This is a genomic window from Xanthomonas hydrangeae (assembly GCF_032697525.1).
Taxonomy (GTDB): domain Bacteria; phylum Pseudomonadota; class Gammaproteobacteria; order Xanthomonadales; family Xanthomonadaceae; genus Xanthomonas; species Xanthomonas hydrangeae.
Genome location: NZ_CP103836.1, coordinates 1,956,567 through 1,980,526 on the forward strand (window position 1 = coordinate 1,956,567; position 23,960 = coordinate 1,980,526).

The following is a 23,960-nucleotide window of genomic DNA, read 5'->3' on the forward strand; positions in this document are numbered from 1 at the left end:
CGGTTACTCGGAGCTTCCTGTCCCGATAGAAATCGCCTGGCCCGCACTAACATCGAAGTAATCACGCCAGGCGACGATACGTCAGCGTTCCAGCTTGAGGGTGTCCATCAACTCAACGCCCGATGTCCCGCGCGCCATCGACGGAAGGATCGATGACATGGGCATGGAAGCCTGTTTACCTAGGTAAGGCTGGCGTCTGTGGGGATGTGATCGCGGATGTACTGCTCGATATATGCCATCACCAAGGCCGCGCCGGCATCGTGTTCCAGCAGGTCGATCGGTCGCTGGTTGCGCAGATACGGGTTGTGCGTGTCTGCCCATTGGAAAAAATCTCTGGGCTTTGGCTTGATCGGTTTGGCAGCGATCATGGCCGCTTGTAGAAGATCGGGGCGCGCGTACCAGGAGATGGGTTTGGTGGCGTCCTTGTTCTTTCCGGGGATCACGCGTGGCAATTGCGAGGCAGCGAGTTCTTCAAGTGCTATGTGCTTGCGAACCCAGTGCGCATGCTTGCGCAGCTCCCCGTTGGGCTGGCGTTCTTTCTTCATTGGGTTGTTGTCATCGCGCCTGGTTGGAATCACCAGACCAATGATCAGGTGGGTGGCTTTTCTGCGAATCAGCTCCAGTGCTGGTGCGATGTCGGTATCGTTGGTGACAACCACCAGCTGATCGAGCTCGCGGCAATTGATTGCATCGTCATACAAGGACAGCGCCAGATTGACGTCTGACTGCTTCTCTTCCAGCTTCCACACGGTGATCTTCCCGCATTCGCGTGGATCTTTGTCAGGATCCGCTGCATCTACGACGTACTGGTTCGACTTGCTGAGCGAGTAATAGCCCGATGTGATCGAAATGCGGTCGTTTGTAGCCAGGGCACGGTGGTATTGAAGTTGCGATGCAACCGAGTCGGTACCTTTTGCAGCCCGGGGCACAATGGGGGCGGTGAAGTAACGGATTGCGCAGTGGTCCAGAACCATGCGAGAAGCAGGCGCATGCGGCGCGGTTCGATGCAGAATCGAGGGCAATATGTGCTTGCCGAACAGTTCGACTAGATCCAACCACTTGTAGGGTGTCTTACGCAGACACCCGTAATACAGGTTATAGCCGTCTATATAGACGCGCGTCCTTAGCGTTGCCATTTCCGCTTCCCTGAAATGAAAAAACCGGCTCAAGGCCGGCTTTTTCTCCCTGACTCCTATGGTGCAAGCCCGTAGCAATGAGGGTTAGTTGTTGGGGCAGACGTTAGCCGGGACCGAAAGGCCTGTCAACCAGGCATGCGCCTGCCATGACAAGGCCGGTCTGTGCATCTGCCGTGTTGCTTTACGCGAGCCTGATTAGCTCCACCGCACCCAACGGCGCCGCACGGGGCCGTTGGCTTCTTACGCAGGCACACACACCGCGTCTGCCAGCAGGGCACGCTGCCTGTGCAGATGCTGCTGGAAGCGGCTGGCGTAGTCCTGCGCCACCGCGCCGATGACGCTGGGCCGGGCGGCCAGGGCGGCGCGCCATGCGCCGATGCGCGGCAGCCCTTCGAAGAGGGGTGCACAGACATCGGCGGGCAGCAGGCCGAAGTAGCGCAGCAGCGGCGCGAACACCACATCGACCATGCCGAACGTGGGGCCGGCGAAATACGGGCCCTGGCCCAGCGCCTGCTCGAGCTTTTGCAGCTTGCCGCGGAAGGCGGCGCTGGCGGTGTCGGCGCTGGCCTGGTCGCTGGCATTGAGGAACTGCCAGGCGTCGGCAAAGGTGGGCGCGGCGAACTCGATCCAGGCGCGTTGCTGCGCACGTTGCAGCGGGTCGCGCGGGTACAGGCTGGTGCTGCCGCTGGTTTCGTCGAGGTAGTCGCAGATCACCACGCTCTCGAACAGGGTGGCCACGCTGCCGTCCGGCTGGCCGATGCGCAGCAGCGGCACCTTGCCGGTGGGCGACAGGGCCAGGAACCAGTCCGGCTTGGCATGCAGGTCGATATCTACGCGTTCGAAGGCGACAGCGTGTTCCAGCAGCACGATGGCGGCGCGTTGCACGAACGGGCACAGCGGGTGGCTGATCAGGGTGAGGGTATTGGGCATGGGCAATGGCTCGCGTTGCGAAAGGGGGTGCCAGGGCAGCCGTGGGCCGGCCTTGCCTGCATGGCAGAAAACGCCTGCGCCTCGCCATGCAACGGTGCATGGCGATGCGCAGGCGCAGGTGGGTGCCGGCAGGGCGGCGATGCGCGCCGCCTGCCGGCGCCTGGCGGGGGGCCGCCAGGCTCAGCCGTTGAGCAGGCGCCCGCCGTCGACCACGATTTCCGACCCCACCGTCCAGCTGGATTCGTCCGAGGCCAGGTACAGCACGGCCTTGGCCACCTCTTCCGGGGTGCCGAAGCGGCCCATCGGGATGCTGGCGGCAATCTCCTCGTTGAGCTTTGCACGGTAGGCGTCGGGCACGCCGAGCTTGTCGTACAGCGGGGTTTCCACCGGGCCGGGGCTGACGGCGTTGATGCGGATGCCGCGGCCGAGCAGTTCGCTGGACAGCGTCTTGGTCATGCTGAGGAAGGCGGCCTTGGTGGCGGCATACACCGACGAGCGGGCCATGCCGGCATGCACGTTGACGGAGGTGTTGAGCACCACCGAGGCGGGGTTGGCCAGCACCGGCAGCAGCGCCTGCAGCAGGAAGTACGGGCCCTTGACGTTGATGGCGAAGGAGGCGTCGAAGGCCTGCTCGGTCCACTCCTCGATCGGCACCCAGACCGAGACGCCGGCGTTGAGGAAGACGACGTCGAGCTGGCCGTAATGGGCCTGCACCGCCTGCGCCAGCTCCTGCTGGGCGGCAACGCTGGCCGAGTCGGCGCGCAGCACCGGCACGTCGGGCCCCAGGATGGCCTGGGCCTTGGCGATGGACTCGGGGTTGACGCCGGTGACGATGACGCGGGCGCCTTCGGCGAGGAACTGCCTAGCGGTTTCCAGGCCGATGCCGGTGGTGCCGCCGGTGATGAGGGTACGTTTGCCTGCAAGACGTGACATGGTGTGCTCCTGATGGTGCGGTGCCCGGCCGCCGTATGGCGGCCTTCGATGCGGCATCTTCGCCCCATGCGCCTGCTGCTATAAGATCCTGCGGGAACATAACCTTCATGCGCTGTGCGCATGAATCGAGGACGCATGGACCGGTTTCTGCTGATGACCTGCTTTGCCCGCGCGGTGGAGACGGGCAGCTTTTCCGCCGCCGGGCGCGACCTGGGGTTGGGCCAGCCCAATGTCAGCCGGCACGTGGCGGCGCTGGAGCAGCACCTGCAGACCCGGCTGCTCAACCGCTCCACCCGCAAGCTGGTGCTCACCCCGGAGGGCGAGCGCTATTACGCGGAGGTGCGCCGCATCCTGGATGCGGTGGGCGAGTCTGAAATGGCGCTGCGCGACGACGTGCAACCGGCCGGGCTGCTGCGGGTGGCCTGCCCCACGGCGTTGTCGCACACCTTCGTGCTGCCGCTGGTGCCGGCGTTCTTGCAGCGGTTTCCGGCACTGGAGCTGGACCTGCAGATCAACGACCGCTACGTGAACCTGCTCGACGAAGGCGCGGAGCTGGCCATCCGCATCGGCCACCTGGACAGCAGCGCGCTGCGCGCACGCCGCATCGGCGCGTTCACGCGGGTGACGGTGGCCAGCCGCGCCTACCTGGACAGGCGCGGGGTGCCAGCCGTGCCCGAGGACCTGCGCCACCACGACTGCGTGCTGTACACGCTGCTCAGCACCGGGGCGAGCTGGCGTTTCCGCGATACCGACGTGCCGGTGTCCGGCCGTCTCCGGGTCAATTCGCCCGAGGCCACGCGCGCGGCGGTCAGCGCGGGGCTCGGCATCGGCCAGGGCCCGGCGTGGCTGTACGCCGAAGGCCTGGCCTCGGGCGAATTGCAGACCGTGCTGGATGCCTTTGCGCCGCCGCCGGCGCCGATGCAGATTGTCTACGCCGCCAACCGGTTGGTGCCCAAGCGCGCGCTGGTGTTCATGGATTTCATTGCCGAGGCGTTTGCAAAGATTCCGCAGCTCAATCGTTAGCGACACCTGCGCTGCGGTGGTGCCGGTGCCGGTGCCGGTGCGCCGCACGCGCTTCGCTTTCCTGCACGCGCGTGCCGATCCAGACGCGGGAATACTCAACTTTGTTCGCCCACGCGCAGCCTGCGCGCAAGGCTCGCCTAAGCTCGCTGCCCCCCCCGACGCACGGCTGCCACGCCCATGTTGAGCAGACACATTCTCGCGCTTGCCACCTTCATGGCATTGAGCGGTTGCAAGCAGGCCAGCGAGCAAGCGACCGCGCCCACCGCACCCACGCCTGCGGCGGCAGCCACTGCGGCGGCACCGGCACTGGATATCAACGAGCTGGATCCAGGTGCCGACGCCTGCCAGGATCTGAATGCCTTCGCCAACGGCAAGGCGCTGGCCAAGGGCATCCCCGACGACGAGGTGGGCATCGGCACCTCGTATGACGTTTACAACGCCAGCTATCGGGATCAGCACGCCATTGCAGAGGCCTTGCTGAAGACGCAGCCGGCCAGCGGCTCGGTGGAGCAGCTGGTCAGGACGTTCTACGCCTCGGGCATGGACGAGGCGGGCATCGAGCGCCTGGGCGCGGCGCCCATCCAGCCGCGGCTGGCGGCGATCGATGCCTTGACGGATGCGGGCGACATTGCCGGCTTCATCACCCAGCGCCACGCCGAGGGCGCCAACGTGCTGTTCCAGTTCGTTGCCCAGCCCGACGCGCAGAGCGTGTCGAAGATGGTGGGCTATGCCCTGGTCGAAGGCATGACGCTGCCCGCAAAAAATTATTATGTGGACGCGCAGTACGCTCCCATCCGCAAGGCCTACCTTGCGTATATCCAGCGCACGTTCGTCCTGGCCGGCGTGCCGGCCGAGCAAGCGGCCGTGCAGGCCGGGCAGGTGCTGCAGCTGGAAAGCCGCCTGGCCGCCGCGCTGCTCGCGCCGGCCGAGCAGCGCGAGCCGAAGAACATGTACCACTGGCTCACCACCGCGCAGGCCAATGCGCTGACGCCGCACTTTGCCTGGGACCGCTTCATGGCCGCGCAAGGTGTCAACGGGCAAAGCGGCCTGGCGCTGTCGCAGCTGGCGTTCTTCAAGGCATTCGATGCGCAGTTGCAGCGCGCGCCGGTGGCGCAATGGAAAGCTTATCTGCGCTTCCGCACCATCGACGATGCGGCGCCGGCACTGAGCAAGCCGTTCGTGGAGAACCACTTCGCGTTCCACTCCACAACGCTGGATGGCCGGCAGGTGCAACCGCCGCGCTGGAAGCAGGTGATCGATGCATTGAACACGACGATCGCCGAGGCGATGGGCCAGCTGTATGTCGCCCAGAAGTTCCCCCCGGCCTCCAAGCAGCAAGCGCTGGCGCTGGTGGAGAACGTGCGCGCTGCCATGAAGCTGCGCATCGCGCACGCCGACTGGCTGAGCGCTGCGACCAAGGCCAAGGCATTGGACAAGCTGGCCCACATGATGCCGAAGATCGGCTATCCGGACACCTGGCAGGATTGGTCGGGCCTGCGGCTGGACACGGGCGCCTATCTGCAGAACATCGAACGGGCCGCCGCCTTCAATCATCGCGAAAACATGGCCAGGATCGGCAAGCCGGTAGACCGGGCGCACTGGGATGACGTGGCCCCGCAGACGGTGAATGCCTTCTACTATCCGCGCGAAAACAGCATCTACTTTCCCGCGGTGATCCTGCAGCCGCCGCTGTTTGCGGCAACGGCCGACGATGGCCTCAACTACGGCGGAATCGGCGGCATGATCGGTCACGAGATCAGCCATGCCTTCGATGACGAGGGCAGGCAGTTCGATGCCATCGGCGCCACCCGCAACTGGTGGTTGCCCGCGGATGTTGCCGCGTTCGACGCGCGTACCGACAGGATCAAGCAGCTGGTGAGCCGCTATGTGCCGCTCAAGAGCAGGCCGGACCTGCACGTCAACGGGCAGCTGGTGCTGGGCGAAAGCATCGCCGACTTCACCGGGGTCACCATCGCCTACGACGCGCTGATGCTGGATCTGCAACAACACCCCGAGCGCAATGTCGCCGTGGATGGCTACACGCCCGAGCAACGCTTCTTCATCAACTGGGCCCGGCTCTATCGCAATGCGCGCCGGGAAGAAGTGCAGGTGAAGGCGCTCAACGCCGACCCGCATCCGCCCAGCGTAGTGCGCGTCAACGCCGGGCCGTCCAACATGCCGCAGTACGCCAAGGCGTTCTCGTGCAAGGCGGGCGATGCGATGGTGCGCTCCGAGCAGGAGCGTGTACAGGTCTGGTGAGGCGGACGTTCGGCAGTGTGGCGGCCACGCAGGCCGCCGTGCTGCGTTGACGGTCTGGCCGGGCTGTGCCCGGTGACGCACCGGGCTGCTGCAGCTGCGCAGGCGGTGCCTCCTGCACGGCCGTGCAGTAGGCCCGCGCACCGCACGCTTTTTAGTCGAGCGGTCTCGGCGACGGGCGCTGGTAGTTGGAAAAGGTCTTGTAGAGCGATGCGGCCCGCTCATCGGCAACTGCGTTTTCGACGCCGCTCAGCCCTTTCGCTGCGATGGCGCGCGAAGCTTTGCCATCACCCACCAGGTACGCCAGGCGCAGGTAGGCCAGGCTGTCGACCAGGTTTTTGTTGTTGGAGTCGCTGGCGTACACGTCCGACAGCCCGTAGTACGCATACAGATTTCCGGCCAGTGCGGCGCGCCGCAATATATCGATCCCTTTATAAAAGGGGCCAGTGAGTGCGGTCTTTTTGCCGTAAATCACGGTGGCCGCCTTGTTGCCTGCTTGCGACTCCGCTTTGAGCTGGTCCAGGTTCAAGGTTTCCAATCGGGCGAGTTCGTCTTCTGTCGGGTAGCCGTGGGTCCACAGCCACTGCGCTTCTGCATCCGAGTTGGCGACCAATGGCCCACTGGCCTTGCAGGCATTGGGGCCTTGCGGACATAGATAGCGTCTTGCCTCCTGGCTTACAGAGGGCGGCTTGCTGTTGGCCGCGTGATCGGGCGGCATTGCTGCGGCGTTGCGCTGGCCAGTGGCCGTTGTGGGTGTAGCAAGCGCAGACGTTGACGCCTTGCCGGTTTGCGCTGGCTGGTCTGTTTTTCCGCAAGCGGCAAGTGCAATGCACAGGGCCGCCAGGAACAGGAGCGTTTTTACGCGCATGGTGCCATCCGTTGCAGGCTGCAGTGGTCAAGCGTGATGGTGCTTGATGTTGGCCTGCGATGCGAATGCGTCCTTTGATTGCTGGCCTTTGATTGCTGGCCTCTGATTGCAGGCCTGCGCTGGCAGTCAACACACACCGCCTGCTCCGTACTCTCACCCCCGACCCCTCTCCCGGGAGGAGAGGGGAGTGTTCGCCACGTCTGTTGAGCAAAGCAGACCGACTCCGCCGCCTTTGGCCTGCACTGCTCGCAGCCCGCACTTGGCGGGCTGCAGATACGGCGGTTGAGGCCGCACAACGCAGGTGGCGCGTGGCCGGATGCGGCGTGTCGCTTCCTCCCCGGTTGCACGTTTTGCCACGCGGTTGGGGCTGCAGGCCGCACCCGCCCTGCTGTCCTGGCTGCTGGCGCAAGACGGGGCAAAACACGCCACACGGTGCGCCCCGCGCGGCGGGCCGCCATATGACGCTAAAGGCCAGATCGCTTGCTGCGCAAGGCTTTCGAGCGGGTGACGCGATCTGATTTGCATGAAATCGGAGCGTCTGAGACGAAATGCATCCCTGGTCTGAATTTTCCGTATATCGTGCGTTACGTCACATTTAAATGTGACCAACGTCGCAATTAACCGGCGAGAAGGATCTGGGCATGACCGACAACACGATGGGGCTGCCCCCGCAGCCATTGGGCGGGCGTGGTGTGACAGGACAGGGATGGGCGGTCATGCCGCCGTCGTTGACATCGTCGTTTGGTCATCGCCGCATGGCCGCGTTGCCACGCGTGCCGACACCGACACCGTCGTCAGCTCCAGCGCCAACTCCAGCTTCAGCGATAGCGCCAGTGCCAGTGCCAGTGCCAGTGCCAGGGGCAGGGGCAGGGGCAGGGGCACCCAGTCTCAAGCGGCTGCTGCGCAAAGGCGCGCGCAGCCTGCTGAGAACACTGCCCTGGCGGCACCAGGACCGGCTCCACTTTCTGCATACGTTCGGGCGGCTGCCGGATCTGTATGCGCCGAAGTGCTTCAACGAAAAAATCCTCTACCGCAAATGCGTGCACGGCGATTACCCGCTGTACACGCGTCTGGCAGACAAGTTTGCGGTGCGCTCCTATGTGGCGGCCAGGATCGGTGAGGCGCACCTGGTGCCGCTGCTGATGGACAGCACCGACCCACAGGAGTTGTTGCAGCTGCCGCGCTGGCGGCAGAGCGTGATCAAGGCCAACCACGGTGCGGCGATGGTGGAGGTGGTGCGCGACGAGCCGGATGCGGTGCAGAAGCGCCGCATCATCGAGCGCTGCGGCCAATGGCTGCGGATCGACTTCTCCGAGATGGTGCGCGAGATCCATTACCGCGATATCCCGCCGCGCATACTGGTGGAGCGGTACATCGGCGAGGCGCAGCAGGTGCCGGTGGATTACAAGTTCCACATGTTCCGGCAGGCGGACGGCCATTTTCATTACGTGCTGCAGGTGATCTACGGCCGCTTCGACACACCGAAGCTGGCGATGACCTTCTTCGTCGACAACCTGCACACGGCCTTCCACCGCATCCGCGACGACGGGCGCACGCCGCCCTGCGCGCCGGCGCTGCTGGAGCAGGCGCTGGAACTGAGCAAGGTGCTGGCAAGCGACTGCGATTACGTGCGGGTGGACTGGTATATCCAGCGCGGGAAAATCTATTTCGGCGAACTGACCTTCACCCCGGGCGCGGGGCTGGTCACCGGGCTGGATCGCGGGCTGGACCGGATGATGGGCGATATGTGGCTGCAGCGGCGCATGCCGGTGGCGCCGTGGTTTTCCGGGGAAGGCATCCGCGTGCGCGTGCCGGTGCGGTGATGTAGCGGCCGAAGCGCGCTACCCTTGCATGCTCAAGCAAACGCCTCATCCAAACGGCACCCTCTGGGCTGAAGTGGTGACGTTGCTTCACCGTCGATTCTTCCACTTAGTACAAGGACGTCACCGTTGTCGAACGTTTTCCTGCGCGCCGTCTTGCCGCTCACTCTCCTGTGTGTGCTGTCTGCCTGCAACGGCGGCGGCTCTGCAGCCACCAGCGCGCCGCGCCCGGAGGCCGAACACTTCACCCTTGCCGATCTGCAGCAGCTTGGCTGCACCGTCACCGCCACGCCCAAGCGCAACGTGAGCAAGATCCCGTTGATGGGCGAGGTGGATGGCTATGGCGTGACCAGCAGCACCGCATGCGCAACCCAGTTGGTCAGCCTGCTGCAGCCGATCAAATACGAAGACGCGGTGTGGGAAGGCGCACGGACGGCAGCCGGCAACTTCGCCAAGAAGCAAGGCTTCGAACGCGAGAGTTTCGAAGGCCAGCTCGGCGAGTACAGCGAGATCGAGGTCTTCAGCCGCAGCGGCACGCCGGTGGGCTTCGAGTACAGCGTGCAGGCCAAGGGCCAGCTGCATTCGGTGATCGTGGTCTCCGACAGCATCGCGCCGGATGCGGCGTTCGAGGCGGTGTTGAAGAAGAAGCTGTGAGGGCTGGCGCTGCGCTTGCATTGGCGCTGCAGCGCGTTGAGGCGAGCCGGCTCATGATTCAGCGTGAAAGACGGCTCTTGCGGAGCGAACGCTCCGACCGCATCACGTGCACCACTACGATACGTTGCCCATCCACGCGGTAGAACACGCGGCAAGGCGGTTCGACAATCTGGCGATAGCGCGAGCGCTTCAGATCCTGGGGGCGGCTGCCACTCTTCGGGTGTTCAATCAATTGCTCGACGTGCGCGAACACCCGTCTCACCAGTGCCGCTGCGGCGAGCGCGTCCTCGATTGCGATGTAGTCGGCAATCGCGTCCAAATCAGCCAATGCCGGCTCCGACCAGACTATTTCAGCCATCGCGCCATGCGTTGCTTGGCCTGCTCGTGACTCAGCGTGCGGCCTTCCGCTACTGCCATTTCGCCACGGGCGATTCCTTCAAGAATCGCCATGCGCTGCTGCATGCGTTCATAGCTGACAACATCCACCAGATAAGCGCTGGGCAAACCATGCTGGGTGATCAGGATCGGCTCCTTGTCGCGCTCTGCAGCTGCAAGGAGTTCGCTGGCCTGACGCTTGAGCGTGGTGACAAGTTCGGTGCGCATGCAGTGACACTAAAGTATCACTTCGGGCGAGGCAAGCGGTCGGTCCGCGGACGCCGAGCTGGCGCCTTCACACCCCACCCAACGGCCGCAGGCATAACCAGATCGCGCACCAGTGCGAGAGCGCGCCGCCCAGCACGTGGGCGTGCCAGATGGCGCGGTTGTAGACCAGCGACTTGCGCACGTAGAAGGTGACGCCCACGGTGTAGAACGCGCCGCCGGCGGCGATCAGCCACAACACGGTGCTGTCCAGGCCGGCGACGAACGGCTTGATCACCACGATGCCGGCCCAGCCCAGCAGCAGGTAGATGGCCACCCAGAAGCCCTTGGCGATGCCGGGCAGGAACAGTTTGGCGAACACGCCGAACAAGGCCACGCTCCACACCGCCACGATCATCGCCCAGCGCCAGGTGCCGTCGAGGGCGACCAGCAGAAAGGGTGTGTAGGAGCCGGCGATCATGACGAAGATGCCGGCGTGGTCGAACTTGCGCAGCATCGGTTGGCGCTGCGGCGGGGCAAAGTTGTAGGCCGCCGAACAGCCGAACATCACCAGCAGGCCCAGCGCGTACACGCAGGTGGCCAGCAGCATGGTCTGGCTGGCATGGGCGCGCCAGACCATCCAGGCGCCGCCGACGATGGCCAGAAACAGGCCCGCAGCATGCACCGCGACATCGGCGCGGCGGGCGGAAGCGGTCTTGTAATGCGGAGCAATGGCGCTGGGGGGCACGGGCACGGCGGTTCTTCGAGGTGGGGGAGCCCACAGCGTGCAGAACAACGGTGACGCGGCGGGGGCAACAGGATACCCGGCTTGCTGAATTCGCTCAGTGAGGCAGGCTCGCCGCTTGGGGCCTGGTCTCATACCCTGAGACATCCTTTTTGTTTGATCTCCCTCTTTGGGAGCTGCCGTATGCCTCCGTTTGCCCTCGCTCCCCGCACCGAAACCGCCGAACGCGCGCTGGCCACCACCGATGGCCGGCCCAGCCGCGATGGCGCGCTGCTCACCGAACGCCTGGAACGGCGTTACCACGACCGCATCACCGGCAGCTTCACCCTGCCCGGGCGCGAGGGCCGCTATGCGCCGATCCCCGACGATGTGCCCAGCGCGCTGCGTGATGCCTTGCATGCGCGTGGCATCACGCAGCTCTACAGTCATCAAGCCGAAGCCTGGGCAGCGAGCCAGCGCGGTGAGCATGTGGCGATCGTGACGCCGACGGCATCGGGCAAATCGCTGTGCTACACGTTGCCGGTGGTGAGCGCGGCGATGACCTCCGGCGCCAAGGCGCTGTACCTGTTCCCGACCAAGGCGCTGGCGCAGGACCAGGTGGCCGAGTTGCTGGAATTGAACCGCGCCGGCGCGCTGGGGGTGAAGGCCTTCACCTTCGACGGCGACACGCCCGGCGATGCGCGCCAGGCGATCCGCCTGCATGGCGACATCGTGGTGAGCAACCCGGACATGCTGCACCAGGCGATCCTGCCGCATCACACCAAGTGGGCGCAGTTCTTCGAGAACCTGCGCTATGTGGTGATCGACGAGATCCACACCTACCGCGGGGTGTTCGGCAGCCACGTCACCAACGTGCTGCGCCGGCTCAAGCGCATCTGCGCGTTCTACGGCGCCAACCCGCAGTTCATCCTGTGCTCGGCCACCATCGGCAACCCGCATGCGCACGCGCAGGCCCTGATCGAAGAACAGGTGCACGCGATCACCGAGTCCGGCGCGCCCACCGGCGACAAGCACGTGCTGCTGTGGAACCCGCCGGTGGTCAATGCCGACCTGGGGCTGCGCGCATCGGCACGCTCGCAGAGCAACCGCATTGCGCGCATCGCGATCAAGAGCGGGCTGAAGACGTTGGTGTTCGCGCAGACGCGGCTGATGGTGGAAGTGCTGACCAAATACCTCAAAGACATCTTCGACCACGACCCGCGCAAGCCGCCACGCATCCGTGCGTACCGCGGCGGCTACCTGCCCACCGAGCGGCGCGAGGTGGAGCGCGCGATGCGCGCGGGCAATATCGACGGCATCATTTCCACCTCGGCGCTGGAGCTGGGCGTGGATATCGGCGCGCTGGATGTGGTGATCCTCAACGGCTACCCCGGCAGCGTGGCGGCGACCTGGCAGCGCTTCGGCCGCGCCGGGCGTCGCCAGCAACCGGCGCTGGGCGTGCTGGTGGCCAGCTCGCAGCCGCTGGACCAGTACGTGGTGCGGCATCCGGATTTCTTTGCCGATGCCTCGCCCGAGCATGCGCGCATCGCGCCGGACCAGCCGCTGATCCTGTTCGACCACATCCGCTGCGCGGCGTTCGAGCTGCCGTTCATTGCCAGCGAACCGTTCGGGCCGATCGACCCGCTGGTGTTCCTGGAAGCATTGGCCGAGAGCGAGGTGATCCACCAGGAAGGCGACCGCTGGGAATGGATCGCCGACAGCTACCCGGCCAATGCGGTGAGCCTGCGCTCGGTGGCCGACGGCAACTTCGTGGTGGTGGACAAGAGCGACGGTAAGCAGCAGATCATTGCCGAGGTGGATTACTCGGCCGCTGCGCTGACCTTGTACGAAGGCGCCATCCACATGGTGCAGAGCACGCCGTACCAGGTGGAGCGGCTGGACTGGGAAGGCCGCAAGGCCTATGTCACGCGCACCCACGTGGACTACTACACCGACAGCATCGACTACACCAAGTTGAAGGTGCTGGACCGCTTCGACGGTGGCGTGGCCGGGCGCGGCGACTCGCATCACGGCGAGGTGCATGTAGTGCGGCGCGTCTCCGGTTACAAGAAGATCCGCTACTACACGCATGAAAACATCGGCTACGGGCCGGTCAATCTGCCCGATCAGGAATTGCACACCACGGCGGTGTGGTGGCAGCTGCCGCAGGCCACCCTGGGCAAGGCGTTCGCCTCCAAACAGGATGCGCTGGATGGATTTCTGGGTGCGGCCTACGCGCTGCACGTGGTGGCCACCGTGGCAGTGATGGCCGATGCGCGCGACCTGCAAAAAGCGGTGGGCAATGGCGACGGCGCATGGTTTGCGGTGGCCGACCAGACCGGGCGCGGCCAGCTGCGCGGCGTGGACGAAGGCGAAGAAGGCGCGGTGGAGTTGCAGCAGGCCTTTGTGCCCACCGTATATCTGTACGACAACTTCCCTGGCGGCGTGGGCCTGAGCGAGCCGCTGTGGCTGCGCCAGGCCGAGCTGCTGCAGCGCGCCGACGAGCTTGTGCGGCGTTGCGATTGCAGCGCCGGCTGCCCTGCCTGCGTGGGCCCGGTGCTGGCCGCGCACGAGGACGGCAAGGGCGAGTCGCCCAAGTCGTTGGCGTTGACGGTGCTGGCGCTGTTGTTCGATGCGGATGCGCCGTTGCGCCACGCCACCCAGGTGGACGAGGACCTGGCGCTGGACGTGCTTGCATGAGTGTGAGTGCGGACCGGCTGCGGCTGTTGCGCCGGCAGGCCGGGCATGCGGATGTGCGTGCGCCGGTGACGATTGCAGACGGCGATGCACCGCATGGCGCGCAGGCAGCGGCTGCGGTGGATGCGAATGCCGGAACTGTTGCTGGAGTGCCCCGCCTGCATTCCAATGCAGGCGCGCGTGTTGCGCCGCATGCAGCGATGGCACGCGCGGTCGTGGACCCTGCTCCTACTGGCGAGGTTGCCGCACCTGAGGTGCGTCATGGTGCATGTTGGCCCTGCGATGCGCCGGCGATCGCGCAGACAGGCGTGGACGATGACACCTCAGCGTTCGCGACCGAATGCATGATGCTTTCGCCTGCACAACAGATGCACTCCGCAGTGGTCGGACGAACATCTGGTGAAGCAGTTGTTGTGGGTGTTGTTGTGGGCGATGCGCGCACGCGTGCCGCAAGTGAAATGCCTGCAACGGCACAGCCGACGCCTGACCCGGCAACACCGGTGGCTGGCAGCGGCCCTGGTGTCAGCGCAGAACGTCTGCGCTTGCTGCGCCGTCAGGTCGGCGGGCTGACGCCTGCAGCGCGCAGGGACGAGGCAGTGATGCCCACGCGCGCGCAGCGTCAGCCTGCGCGCGATGCCACCTCGCAGGGGTGGCGTGCTGCGCCGCGCGATGCTGCTGCGCCAAGCGCACAGGCAGGCAATGTAGACGCTGGCAGTGACCTGCGTGCCCAGGCACAGACACAGACACAGACACCGGCAATGACGCGCCGTCCCTTACAGGCACCGGGTGCTGCAACGCCAGCGCGCGATACCTCCGTGTTTGCCTGGGTGGAGCACGACGTGCGCCACCGGCCGGTATCTCCGTTGCAGTCGCCATCGCAATCGACTGCACATGCCGATGCCGATACAGATGTCGCGGACGCTGCTGCGAAGCGTCTGCCTGCATCACATGAAGCGTCCATCGCACCGGCTTCCCCTTCGCAGCGACGCACCGATATCGCCGGCCTGCGCAAGATGATCGGCCTGCGCGAACGTGCGGTGTCGGCGCACGTGCCCGTGCGTGCTGCCTCCACCGATCGGCATTTGCCCGGCAACGAGATCGCGCCCGGCCTGCATCTGATCGAGGACTTTCTACCGCAGCCGATTCCGCACGAAGCCTTGTCGCTGGCCTTCGCCAAACGCGAGGACGCAGTAGACCCGATGGATCTGCTGTTCTTCGATACCGAAACCACCGGCCTGGCCGGCGGCACCGGCACGCGCGCCTTCATGATCGGCGTGGCCGATTGGTACATGGACGACACGCACGGCAGCGGGCTGCGCGTGCGTCAGTTGATGATGTCCACGATGGCCGCCGAGAGCGCGATGCTGGAGCTGTTCCGCAGCTGGCTGTCGCCGCAGACGGTGCTGTCCAGCTACAACGGCCGCTGCTACGACGCACCGTTATTGAAGACGCGCTATCGGCTGGCACGCCGCGGCGACCCGATCTCCGCGCTGGATCATGTGGACCTGCTCTTTCCCACGCGCCGCCGGTATCGCGGCACCTGGGAAAACTGCAAGCTGGCCACCATCGAACGGCAGCTGCTGCGCGTGGTGCGCGAAGACGACCTGCCCGGCTCCGAAGCCCCGGCCGCCTGGTTGAGTTACCTGCGCGGCGGCAGCGCGCGCAACCTGCGCCGCGTGGCCGACCACAATCATCAGGACGTGGTGACCTTGTCGCTGTTGCTGCAACGCCTGGTGGCGGTGGAAGCGCAGGACCGCGAGGTGATTCCGCTGCTGGACGCACCTTGAGTTCGATGCGTGATTGGTCGCGCGGTCACCGCAGAATCGTCAAGTGATGACGATGATGGATGCGCCCTCAATGGTCCCCGACCGCCTTACAGTGAGCACGTGAGAGCGGCGCTCAGCCAAAAGCGCTGTGTGCCGAGATCTGGTACCGGTGCGGCAATGCAATCAGAAAAGACGACCGCGTTAGCGAAGAGAAACGTGCTGCGGCACTGAAAAGCCTGCCGCTGTCATCGTCGGGTTAACTGCGCGACTTAAACCCTGCTGCTTGCCCTCAACGTCGATTTCAAGGACACGCTGCATGTCGTCATTCCTGGACACTCCCTTCAGCCGGCGACGTTTGCTGGCCGCCGCTGCCGGCGCCTCGCTGCTGTCCACCGCGTTGCCGGTGCTCGCCGGTCTCGCCGATGCAGCGCCGCCGCCGGATGTGGGCCGCAAGTTCCTGCGCTCGAAACGGCCGATGCCATTTGCCGGCAATACGTTTGTGGGCCATCTCGAACAGCAGGGCGATGGCTACGACAGTTTCGACCGGGTGCTGGAGATCTACCGCGAATTGCCCGAGCAGCGCTTTGCCAACAAGCTGGCCGTGTTGCCGCCGAGCAGCTATCACGTGACCTTGCTGGGCGGGGTCAATGAGATCGACCGTGCGAGTGGGCCGTGGCCGAGTGATATGGCGCGCGATGTTGCGTTGGCGCAGATCAGCACCAGCTTTCTGTCGCGGTTGCAGCAGCGCAATGCTGCACTGCTCGGGGCGTGCCGGTTCCTGGTCGACCCCACGGCGGCCAAGACCGGTCGCAATGATAATTTGCTGATTCCGTTGGTGCCCGCAGATGCAGCCACCGGGCAGCGGTTGGAGAGTGCGCGTCAGGGGCTGATGGCACTGACCAAATTGCAGCGCCCGGATTACACCAACTTCCGTTTTCATATCTCGCTGGCTTATCTGTGCGAGACGCTCGATGCTGCCGAGCAGGTGGCTTATCGCGTGGCAGTTGCCGATTGGTTGAAACGCCTTGCGGCAGCAGGGCCGATCACGGTGCCGCGTTTCCACTTTTGCACCTTCAAGGACATGTACGCGTTTCGTGAGGTGTGTGAGGTTTGAAGTTGCGTGCGTGTGGTTATCTGCCGATAGACCCGCCGCGCTATAAATCCCCTCTCCTACGGGCGAGGGGTTGGGGTAAGGGTACGCAATCTCGCCAACTCACAATCGCCAGCGTATTTGCCATGTTGCCAAGGCATACCATTTCGTTTGGGCAGGCATCTGCAGCACGTTGAATTTTGCGTGTGATGGCAATATCTGTGCGCGTGGTTGATGGAGCACGCTGAGATTGTTAGCTGCCGTACCCTCACCCCAACCCCTCTCCCGGGGGGAGAGGGGCTCTGCTCCCTTGCACTTAGTTGTTGCGCACAGTTGGGTGAGTCGTGCCTCTGCGGCTGTCCTGCACAGCGTGTACTCACACATTCACTTCCAACACCTCCGTCGTCATCTGCCACGCTGCAAACTCCTGCTCGAATTCGGCCAGCGTCAACAGGCCCATGCAGGCATGCGCGCCAACCGGTAACGCCTTTCCTTCGGCAAGCCTGCGCACCAACAGGATCGCAGCGAAACACGGAATCTCCGGGCCGTGCAGCATCGGGGCGGTGAGGTCCCACTGCAGTCGCAGCGGCTGGCGACTGCTGGTTTCAGCGTGCCCGATGCCGCGCAGCTCCACGCGCATGCCGCCCAAGTCGGTGCCGAAGCGGTCGAACCAGCGTGCGGCGCGTGCGAACACGTCAGCCAATCGCGCCATCGGTAATGGCACGCCGCAGTGACGCAACCAGGCGACGATCGCCAGGCAGCGCTGCAGGAACGGCACCTCCAACGCGGCGCGAAACTGCACGGTCTGCACGCCGGGATAGCGCTGCGGCAAGAGATCGTGGTCGGGCACATCGCACGGTGATGCAAGGCGCGGTGCGAGTTGTGCGAACTGCACGCGTGTGGGCCTGGCCCAGCCCACCACCGCTTGCCAGCGGCCGTCGTGCAGCCAGTCGAACGGCGTGCCGCAGTACGACAACACCGCACGCACCGTCGCCAGACCCAGCGGTGTGCCTTGCGCGGGCGCAATGACCATGCGGATGTCGTGCAATGCCGAAAAGCGCGGCAGCAAGGCGTCGATGACCGCGCTGGATAGTGCCGGCAAGGTGCTGGCGCCACTGATGGCCACACGCTGCGCTTGCCGTGCCACGGCGTCCATTGCAGCCGGGAAATCGCGCACGAAGGTGCGGCCGTCGGCCAGGTCGATGTAGTGCATGCCCGCTTGCAGGCAGGTGCGCGCCACGGCGTAGTCCTGGCCCTGAAACGGGCCTGCGGTGTGCACCACTACATCGGCAGCGGTGGCCGCCAGTTGCTCTGCGAAGTCGCTTGCCTCGGTATCCAGACGGCGGGCGGAGATGCGGCCGGGTGCGACATTCGGCCACCTGGCCGCCACATCGCCGGGATGCCGCCCGGCCGCGATCACCTGGAGCTGCGCCGTTGCCGCCAGCGCCCGCACGATGCGCGCGCCGAAATGCCCGAAGCCCCCCAACACCACCACCCGATACGTCATTGCCAGCTCGCCGTCTGCACCTGCTGCACAGTATCGGCGAGCAGACCGGCACCAGCGCGTCCGGCGTGCCCGTGCACGATGGCGATACGGTGCGACCAGGCGCGGCTGACACAAGCTAGCGAGCGGTCGTCAGGCGGGTGCGGGCGGCGCGCTCAGAACCGGAGTAGGCGAGTGGTGCATGCCGACTCCGAGCACCGACCGCGCCCGTCTGGCGGTGAGCGCAGTCGCTTTGTGAGCTGCTCTAGCCGGAAACCCGTGTGACCAGACCACGCGCCAACGCCTCGCGCAGCACCTTCAGCGCTTCGCGTGTGGCGAGCTTGGAGGCGCCGGCCTGCTTGGTCGCCAACGCGGCCTGCTGGTCGGCCAATGCACGCTGCTCCTTCGCCAGTGCCTGCAGCGCGTCGGGCATCGCGCCCTGCTGCGAGGGTGCGGACGCAGCGGCCGACGGCCTGCGTGTCGAGGCCTGAAGCACGCGCGGCTCGGTCTGTGCAGAGAGCTGCGCGGCCAGTGCGGCCTGGCGCTCGCTCACTGCCTGCTGACGCGCCGCCAGGGTGGCCTGGGCGTCGGCCAGTTGCTGGCTGCGGACATGCGCCGCGCTCAGCCGATGCATCAGCGTCGGATCACGCACCAGGTATTGCACGCCACCGGCACGGAACCACAACACGCGCTGGCCATTGCCGGCATAGGCGCGTGCGGTCTGCAGATCGCTGCGCGAGCCATGCATCACCTGATGGTCGCCGTGCACCAACACATAGGCATCGCCTTCGTCCTGGTTGGTTGCGACGGCTTTGCCGCACGGTGCGTTTGCTCTGGCTCGCGGTGCAACCGGGGCTGGTGCTGCACTGGATGCACTGGATGCACTGGATGCACTGGATGCACTGGATGCACTGGATGCACTTGATGCACTTGATGCACTTGATGCACTGGGTGCACTGGGTGCGCTGGGTGCGACGGGTGCCAAAGGCGCTGTTGGCGCAGTCGCGGTTGGCGCGACAGGAGAAACCGCAGGTGCGGGCAGCGCCGGTGTGACAGGCGGTGCGGGCACAACAGCCAACGCAAGTGGATGCGATGCAGATGCAGTTGCGGTTGCGATCAGCGAGGGACCGGCGAGTGCGGCGATGGCCAGCAGCAGCGCGGTACGTAGGCACAGCAATGGGGAAGCGGTCTGGATCATGAGAGATCTCCACGAAGGTCACAGCTCGGTAGGTACCGCCTGCGCAGGACACGCAGACGGGGTGGGAAACAGCGATCACGCGGCCACGGCGTTGCCGACGCTGCGCAGCGTCGTCACGCAGGAAGTGCCGGGCTGTGGCGGGCCCGTGTCGATGCAGGTGCTGACTGGCGCGATGCCATCGCACGACGCCGGCAGGTGCTTGGCGTCAGGCAGTGCTTACCGCTGCCGCAGGTCTGCCGGCCGTGCACGGCCGGGAGCGGATCGGTGACTGCACGCCACGCGTTGCCGAAGCGTGGCCGCTAGAGACGGTGGCCGACGCGACGTGCGGTCTGCAGCGAATCCGCTGCGGTTGGCGCTCTATGTTCGGTAGCTGCAGCGGCAGGCAAGACGGTGCGAGCGAGGCGTCAACTGATGTAGATGGCGCGCTAAGAAGAGGGTTCGCCCAGAGCCGGAGCCTGCGCGTGGCCCATGCCGGCTCCGGGCACCGACCGCGCCCGCCTGACGGTGAGCGCAGTCGTGTCGTTCATGGCTCCTAGTTGTTCTGCGCCTGTTCTGCGTCTGCTTGCGCTTGGTCGGCGTCTGCCTGCGCTTGCGCTGCCTCCCGTTGCGCCTGCGCGGCTTCCTGTTGCCCGCGCGCGGCCTCGATGCGGGCCTGACGTGCGGCCTGTTTGCCCATCTCGGCCTGGTGCCGGGACAGCTCAGCCGCTTGGCGCACCGCAGCGGCATAGGCGTATTGCGCCTGGCGATGCTGCTGCGCCATCTCGCGAATCTGTTGCTCGGCTTCGCGCGCCTGCTGTTGCGCGTCCTGTTTGGCCTGCGCCAGCTCCGGGCCTAATGACGCCAGCTGTTCGCGCGCTTCCTGCAGCGCTTCCTGCGCGTCCTGCATCTGTTCCTGTCGACGTTCAAGGTCGCTGGTGTCGGCACCCAGCGCATCGTGCACGGCGCTCTGCGCCTCGCGCATGGCCGTGGCGGCGGCCTCGCGGCTGACGCGGTCCAGCTCCACATCCCAGCGGCTTTGCGTTGCATCCCCATCTGCACCAGGCAGTGGCTCGGCGCCCAGCACATCGGCGATGACACCGTGCGACGCCGGGGCAGCCGGGGCCGCAGGCAGTGCTGGCAGCGCCGGTGCAGGCAGTGCGCTCATCGGCGCTGCGGCATCCACCAACGACACACCGCCCTGAGTACCAGGCATGCGTTGCGCTGCCGGGGCGGTCACCACGATGGGCCGCATGCTGCTGGAGGTTGCTGGCACCGGCATTGCGACCAGGCGCAGCGGCATCACCCCGGCCACGGCCACCGTCGCCAGGATCACCGCTGCGGCCAGCTGCGGAAAGGCGCTGGTGTCCTGCAACATCACCAGCCTGCGCTTCAAGCTGAGGAACGACGGCGAGGCACTTGCCACGCCACCGAGCGGACGTGGCGACACCCCGAACTGCAGGAGCAGGCGTCCATAGTCGTGACGGCAATGGCGATGCCCGGCGACCACGGCCGCATCGCAGGCCGCTTCGCGGGCGATGGCGTATTCACGAGCGGCCAGGTGCACCAGCGGATGGAAGAAGAACAGGTGCTGGGCCAGCGACGGCAGCAATCCCAGCCACAGATCGCGGCGGCGCAGGTGGATCAACTCGTGGGTCAGCGCCATGTCCAGGTCGTCGTCGGCCATCTGCGCCAGGCGTCTGGCCGGGAGCAGCAACACCGGCCGCCACGGGCCGATCAACTGTGGCGAATCGATCTGCGAAGACAGCCGCAACGCGGGTGGGTGCGACAAGCCATGCGCCTCGGCCGCCATCTGCAACGACTGCACCAACGCCTTGTCGGTGCACGGCTGGGCCGCACGCACCAACGCACGGCTGCGCCAATACGCGCGGACCGTGCCGGCCGAGATCACCAGCACGCCAGCCGCCCATACCGCAAACAACCACGTGGCCCACGACGACCAGACCGTGACATCCATGGCGTGCGCGGTCGCGCTGGCGGTGGCGGCTGTAGATGCCGCGGCAGCGGCCGTCGCGGCCGGCACCAACGTGTCGGCGCCACCAAGCGCAGATGCAAACGTGTGCGCCGGCAATACCGGCAGGTGCACCGGGCTGCTCCACAGCAGGCCAACCACGGCCTGCACGCCGACCAGCCACCACAGCCAGGTTTGCGTGGTGGCCGGCAAGCGCTTGACCCCGCGACACAGCGCCCACACCGCAAGTGTCAGCACCGCGGTCTGCACACTGGTGGCGCCGAGTTTCCATAACAGCGATTCGATCAGGGGCGACATGGCTCAATCCTCCTTGCGCTGCGATTGCAGCTTGGCGACCAGGGCTTCGAGTTCGGCAAGCTCGGTATCGCTGACCTCGGCACGCTGCGACATCCAGGCCACGAACGGCGACACCGAGCCCTGCAAGGTCTTTTCCACGAACTGCCCCACAGCCGAGCGCACCACATCGTCCTGGCCGGTGGTGGCGCTGTAGCGGTACATGCCGTCCATCTGCTTGCGGCGCAAAAAGCCCTTGGCGCGCAGGCGTTCCATCATGGTCAGCACGGTCGAGCGCGCCAGACCGCGCGGCTCACCGAACGCGGCCGCCACTTCGCCGACACTGGCGTGCCGTTGTTCTTCGATGTGTTGCAGCAGGGCCAGCTCCTGGTCCCCGATGGTCTTGCCGCGCATGCCGCTCTCCATGACTACAGTTGTCGCTACCGTAAGCATGGCGACAGGTGTAGTCAATAGGTCGGATGGCAGGGGGGCGAGTGGGCGCTGCGACTGAGGAGAACACCATAGTTTGGTTGGGTTCGGACGGACTATGGCGTCCTGCCGGCTTGTATTGCCAAGACATGTGCGATCTGGGCTTGAAGAGACCTAAAGCGGACGTCGAGTGAATGCCCGCATCTGGCCGTAGGGGACTTTTGCGGGTTGCAAGGGAGAAGTTGCCTCTTGCTCTGACTAGAGTCTGGTGACTGATGGTTGTCGCTGGCTTTGATATGGTGAGGACAAGTGGGATCTTCAGGAAGTAAGGCGGAATAATGAATGAGATAGGAAATTCACACATTGCGGTCGGCGGCGAGTTCACCAAAATCTTCGATCACGAAACATTCCTTTCTATGTTGAACTCAACCGACGAAGCGGGAGTCGCGCTGAAGTTCCATCTGATCATGGAAGAGTTTCTCAACATCTGGTGCTCCAAAATCGCAGGGGTAGAGGATTTGTTTAGCGATCTCGAATTTGTGCCATTTAAGACGAAACTACAGATTGCAAAAAACCTGGGAATGGGAAGCGATCTATTTCGCGCCTTTGGTAAGTTGAACGTGACCAGGAATAAGTACTCCCATAGGCTGAACTTCAAGGCCTCACCGGGGGATCTCGAATCATTGTCGACGCTGATCGACAATAGTGTCCCAGAGGCTCAGGTCCTGAGCTGCTGCGAGTTCGTGATCGAAAGTTCCGGTCTGGATCAAGACGGCGTTCGTGTCCATCAGGTCCACGGCTGGTCATCGAGCAGCTCCAAAAATTTGTTCATTATGTGCGCACTCCTCACCATCAAAGCTACCTTCTGGATGCAAGAGGAGTTCAACAAGCGCGGCATTCAATACACCCTGATCGCTGGACTTCCACAGCATGACGGTCAGCCCCAGCCATGAGTGTGTGAGGTGGGGACCGGAGGCTATCAGGCGATCCCACCAAACTCCCGCCCGGTCCGGGAGCCTAACCTGTCCTTCAAACGGCTCGTCGTTACCCCGCGGACCGATCCTACCGGCACCCCTGTGCTGGACATTTGTGATGAAGGAGCCAAAGAGAGCTATCGCCTTGCGCGTTGGACCGTGGATCCACTCTCCTATCAGGAACTGATCGAGGCCAAGGCAGGTAAGCCAACCACCCTGAACCTGAATGACGTTGTCGTGATGGATTCGGCTGGAGTCAAAGTCCATGGCGATGACGTCATCGCATCAATGAAGCTCGACTGTCCTTTTTCTTCTGATGTCTTCGCATTAGTTGATGGTGGCTGGGTGCCCAGCTCATGGTCGCTTGGCCCCGGGCGCATTCTGATGGCGGACAGGTGCTTTGTAGATGCACTCTATTCGCGCTTCAAGGATGGGAAGAAACAACGAGCCGATGCAGATTCCGAGTTCTTGGACTTCATCATGGATTGGCCTGTCACGATCAATCCATTGCTTTACGTCATGGAAGGCAACACCCGGACCCGGCCGCTTGCGACGGAGGCCGGTGAGCAGTTTGAGGAGGTCAAGCGCAAGATCTCTTCCGCGCTACCGAAGGCCACGATCATGCCGGACAGCCAGATCGGATTGGAGGCTGCCTTGAATATTCTTGATGAGCTGGAGAGGCCCTATCGACGCAAGCTCGGCTTTCTGGTTGATGTTGCGCCTGCATTGATGGCGCCGGTTGCGCAATGTGACCGACTGAGAAAGCTCAACTGGGTCATGGAGAAAGCTGACCATCATGGCGTGAAGCGGCTGAGCCTTCCAGTGCTCGCAGCGTTCAGTTCGATCTTATTGCCAGCACGAACCAATCCCGCGAAGAAACTACTCAAGCCAAGTCACGTTTATGGGGGAAAAGAAGCGCACAACGCGCTCAGTGATCTAAGAGCTTTGGAGATGCTGATTGCGGTGCATGGCCAATTTCCCTCAGCACATGCGTCCTTGTGGACCAAGGACCGCAACATGGCACTGTTCTGGGTCGGGATGGAGATCGTGAATAGTGAGTTGATCGGCACGCAGCGGCGCTTCAATATCAAGCTGCAGTCACCCTTGCTCGCCGGCGCAACCGAGCGGGAGCGTGCCCTGCTGCGATAGGCTGTTGCG

21 protein-coding genes and 1 other RNA gene are annotated in these 23,960 nt (G+C 64.7%); 9 read left to right on the plus strand and 13 right to left on the minus strand.

The window, feature by feature from the left end:
* Nucleotides 1–179 precede the first annotated feature (179 nt).
* The 3 genes from NYR97_RS08145 to NYR97_RS08155 form a co-directional block, all read right to left on the minus strand.
* Nucleotides 180–1,169 carry an antitoxin Xre/MbcA/ParS toxin-binding domain-containing protein gene (locus NYR97_RS08145; protein WP_316697470.1) on the minus strand — a complete coding sequence of 330 codons (990 nt, stop codon included), beginning with the start codon at nucleotides 1,167–1,169 and terminating at the stop codon, nucleotides 180–182.
* Nucleotides 1,170–1,376: 207 nt separating this feature from the next.
* Nucleotides 1,377–2,066, minus strand: a complete 690-nt coding sequence (locus NYR97_RS08150) for a glutathione S-transferase family protein (protein WP_316697471.1) — start codon at nucleotides 2,064–2,066, stop codon at nucleotides 1,377–1,379.
* A gap of 180 nt (nucleotides 2,067–2,246) precedes the next feature.
* A complete protein-coding gene (locus tag NYR97_RS08155; RefSeq protein WP_316697472.1) occupies nucleotides 2,247–2,999 on the minus strand; it encodes an SDR family oxidoreductase in 753 nt (250 codons plus the stop codon).
* A gap of 135 nt (nucleotides 3,000–3,134) precedes the next feature.
* Between NYR97_RS08155 and NYR97_RS08160 the strand changes: the two genes are divergently transcribed.
* Nucleotides 3,135–4,022, plus strand: a complete 888-nt coding sequence (locus tag NYR97_RS08160; RefSeq protein ID WP_316697473.1) for a LysR family transcriptional regulator — start codon at nucleotides 3,135–3,137, stop codon at nucleotides 4,020–4,022.
* A 177-nt stretch (nucleotides 4,023–4,199) separates the two neighbouring features.
* Nucleotides 4,200–6,281, plus strand: a complete 2,082-nt coding sequence (locus NYR97_RS08165) for a M13 family metallopeptidase (RefSeq protein WP_316697474.1) — start codon at nucleotides 4,200–4,202, stop codon at nucleotides 6,279–6,281.
* A 151-nt stretch (nucleotides 6,282–6,432) separates the two neighbouring features.
* On the opposite strand, the gene NYR97_RS08170 is transcribed toward NYR97_RS08165, so the two are convergent.
* The gene (locus tag NYR97_RS08170) at nucleotides 6,433–7,146 is read right to left on the minus strand and encodes a hypothetical protein (RefSeq protein WP_316697475.1); all 714 of its coding nucleotides are present in this window, start codon (nucleotides 7,144–7,146) and stop codon (nucleotides 6,433–6,435) included.
* A gap of 714 nt (nucleotides 7,147–7,860) precedes the next feature.
* Nucleotides 7,861–8,028 carry a hypothetical protein gene (locus tag NYR97_RS08175; RefSeq protein WP_316698488.1) on the minus strand — a complete coding sequence of 56 codons (168 nt, stop codon included), beginning with the start codon at nucleotides 8,026–8,028 and terminating at the stop codon, nucleotides 7,861–7,863.
* Here NYR97_RS08175 and NYR97_RS08180 point away from each other — a divergent pair.
* On the plus strand, nucleotides 7,998–8,969 hold the full coding sequence (locus NYR97_RS08180; protein WP_316698097.1) for an ATP-grasp fold amidoligase family protein: 972 nt from the start codon (nucleotides 7,998–8,000) through the stop codon (nucleotides 8,967–8,969). The two genes, NYR97_RS08175 and NYR97_RS08180, sit on opposite strands and share 31 nt — an antisense overlap.
* Before the next feature lie 126 nt (nucleotides 8,970–9,095).
* Nucleotides 9,096–9,620, plus strand: coding sequence for a hypothetical protein (locus NYR97_RS08185; RefSeq protein ID WP_316697476.1), 525 nt, complete (start codon nucleotides 9,096–9,098; stop codon nucleotides 9,618–9,620).
* Nucleotides 9,621–9,678: 58 nt separating this feature from the next.
* Here the strand turns inward: NYR97_RS08185 and NYR97_RS08190 are convergent, their stop codons facing one another.
* From NYR97_RS08190 to trhA, 3 genes are all read right to left on the minus strand, one after another.
* Nucleotides 9,679–9,978, minus strand: coding sequence for a type II toxin-antitoxin system RelE/ParE family toxin (locus NYR97_RS08190; protein WP_316697477.1), 300 nt, complete (start codon nucleotides 9,976–9,978; stop codon nucleotides 9,679–9,681).
* Nucleotides 9,966–10,223: a type II toxin-antitoxin system Phd/YefM family antitoxin gene (locus NYR97_RS08195; protein ID WP_316697478.1), complete on the minus strand. Its 258-nt coding sequence runs from the start codon at nucleotides 10,221–10,223 to the stop codon at nucleotides 9,966–9,968. Before NYR97_RS08195 ends, NYR97_RS08190 begins: the two co-directional genes overlap by 13 nt.
* Nucleotides 10,224–10,290: 67 nt before the next feature.
* Entirely contained in the window at nucleotides 10,291–10,953 is a 663-nt protein-coding gene (gene trhA, locus NYR97_RS08200) for a PAQR family membrane homeostasis protein TrhA (RefSeq protein WP_316697479.1), read from the minus strand.
* 174 nt (nucleotides 10,954–11,127) lie between these two features.
* Here trhA and NYR97_RS08205 point away from each other — a divergent pair, with 174 nt between their 5' ends.
* From NYR97_RS08205 to NYR97_RS08215, 3 genes are all read left to right on the plus strand, one after another.
* Nucleotides 11,128–13,623, plus strand: a complete 2,496-nt coding sequence (locus tag NYR97_RS08205; RefSeq protein WP_316697480.1) for a DEAD/DEAH box helicase — start codon at nucleotides 11,128–11,130, stop codon at nucleotides 13,621–13,623.
* Nucleotides 13,620–15,407 carry a ribonuclease H-like domain-containing protein gene (locus tag NYR97_RS08210; RefSeq protein WP_316697481.1) on the plus strand — a complete coding sequence of 596 codons (1,788 nt, stop codon included), beginning with the start codon at nucleotides 13,620–13,622 and terminating at the stop codon, nucleotides 15,405–15,407. Before NYR97_RS08205 ends, NYR97_RS08210 begins: the two co-directional genes overlap by 4 nt.
* Nucleotides 15,408–15,702: 295 nt before the next feature.
* Nucleotides 15,703–16,500 (plus strand): DUF1868 domain-containing protein, encoded by a 798-nt coding sequence (locus NYR97_RS08215; RefSeq protein ID WP_316697482.1) that lies wholly within the window; start codon nucleotides 15,703–15,705, stop codon nucleotides 16,498–16,500.
* Nucleotides 16,501–16,852: 352 nt separating this feature from the next.
* Here NYR97_RS08215 and NYR97_RS08220 read toward each other — a convergent pair whose 3' ends face one another.
* The 5 genes from NYR97_RS08220 to NYR97_RS08240 all read right to left on the minus strand — a co-directional run bounded on the left by NYR97_RS08220 (nucleotide 16,853) and on the right by NYR97_RS08240 (nucleotide 21,825).
* The gene (locus NYR97_RS08220; RefSeq protein ID WP_316697483.1) at nucleotides 16,853–17,983 is read right to left on the minus strand and encodes a saccharopine dehydrogenase family protein; all 1,131 of its coding nucleotides are present in this window, start codon (nucleotides 17,981–17,983) and stop codon (nucleotides 16,853–16,855) included.
* A gap of 103 nt (nucleotides 17,984–18,086) precedes the next feature.
* Nucleotides 18,087–18,163, minus strand: a non-coding RNA gene (locus NYR97_RS08225) — sX9 sRNA.
* A gap of 61 nt (nucleotides 18,164–18,224) precedes the next feature.
* Entirely contained in the window at nucleotides 18,225–18,731 is a 507-nt protein-coding gene (locus tag NYR97_RS08230) for a hypothetical protein (protein ID WP_316698100.1), read from the minus strand.
* 958 nt (nucleotides 18,732–19,689) lie between these two features.
* Complete coding sequence (locus tag NYR97_RS08235; protein WP_316697484.1) at nucleotides 19,690–21,423, minus strand: M56 family metallopeptidase; 1,734 nt, start codon at nucleotides 21,421–21,423, stop codon at nucleotides 19,690–19,692.
* A 3-nt stretch (nucleotides 21,424–21,426) separates the two neighbouring features.
* Nucleotides 21,427–21,825 (minus strand): BlaI/MecI/CopY family transcriptional regulator, encoded by a 399-nt coding sequence (locus NYR97_RS08240; protein ID WP_255086466.1) that lies wholly within the window; start codon nucleotides 21,823–21,825, stop codon nucleotides 21,427–21,429.
* Nucleotides 21,826–22,166: 341 nt separating this feature from the next.
* On the opposite strand from NYR97_RS08240, the gene NYR97_RS08245 reads away from it, so the two are divergent.
* Entirely contained in the window at nucleotides 22,167–22,781 is a 615-nt protein-coding gene (locus NYR97_RS08245; protein WP_316697485.1) for a hypothetical protein, read from the plus strand.
* A gap of 180 nt (nucleotides 22,782–22,961) precedes the next feature.
* Nucleotides 22,962–23,951 (plus strand): hypothetical protein, encoded by a 990-nt coding sequence (locus tag NYR97_RS08250; RefSeq protein ID WP_316697486.1) that lies wholly within the window; start codon nucleotides 22,962–22,964, stop codon nucleotides 23,949–23,951.
* The last annotated feature ends 9 nt before the right edge of the window (nucleotides 23,952–23,960 follow it).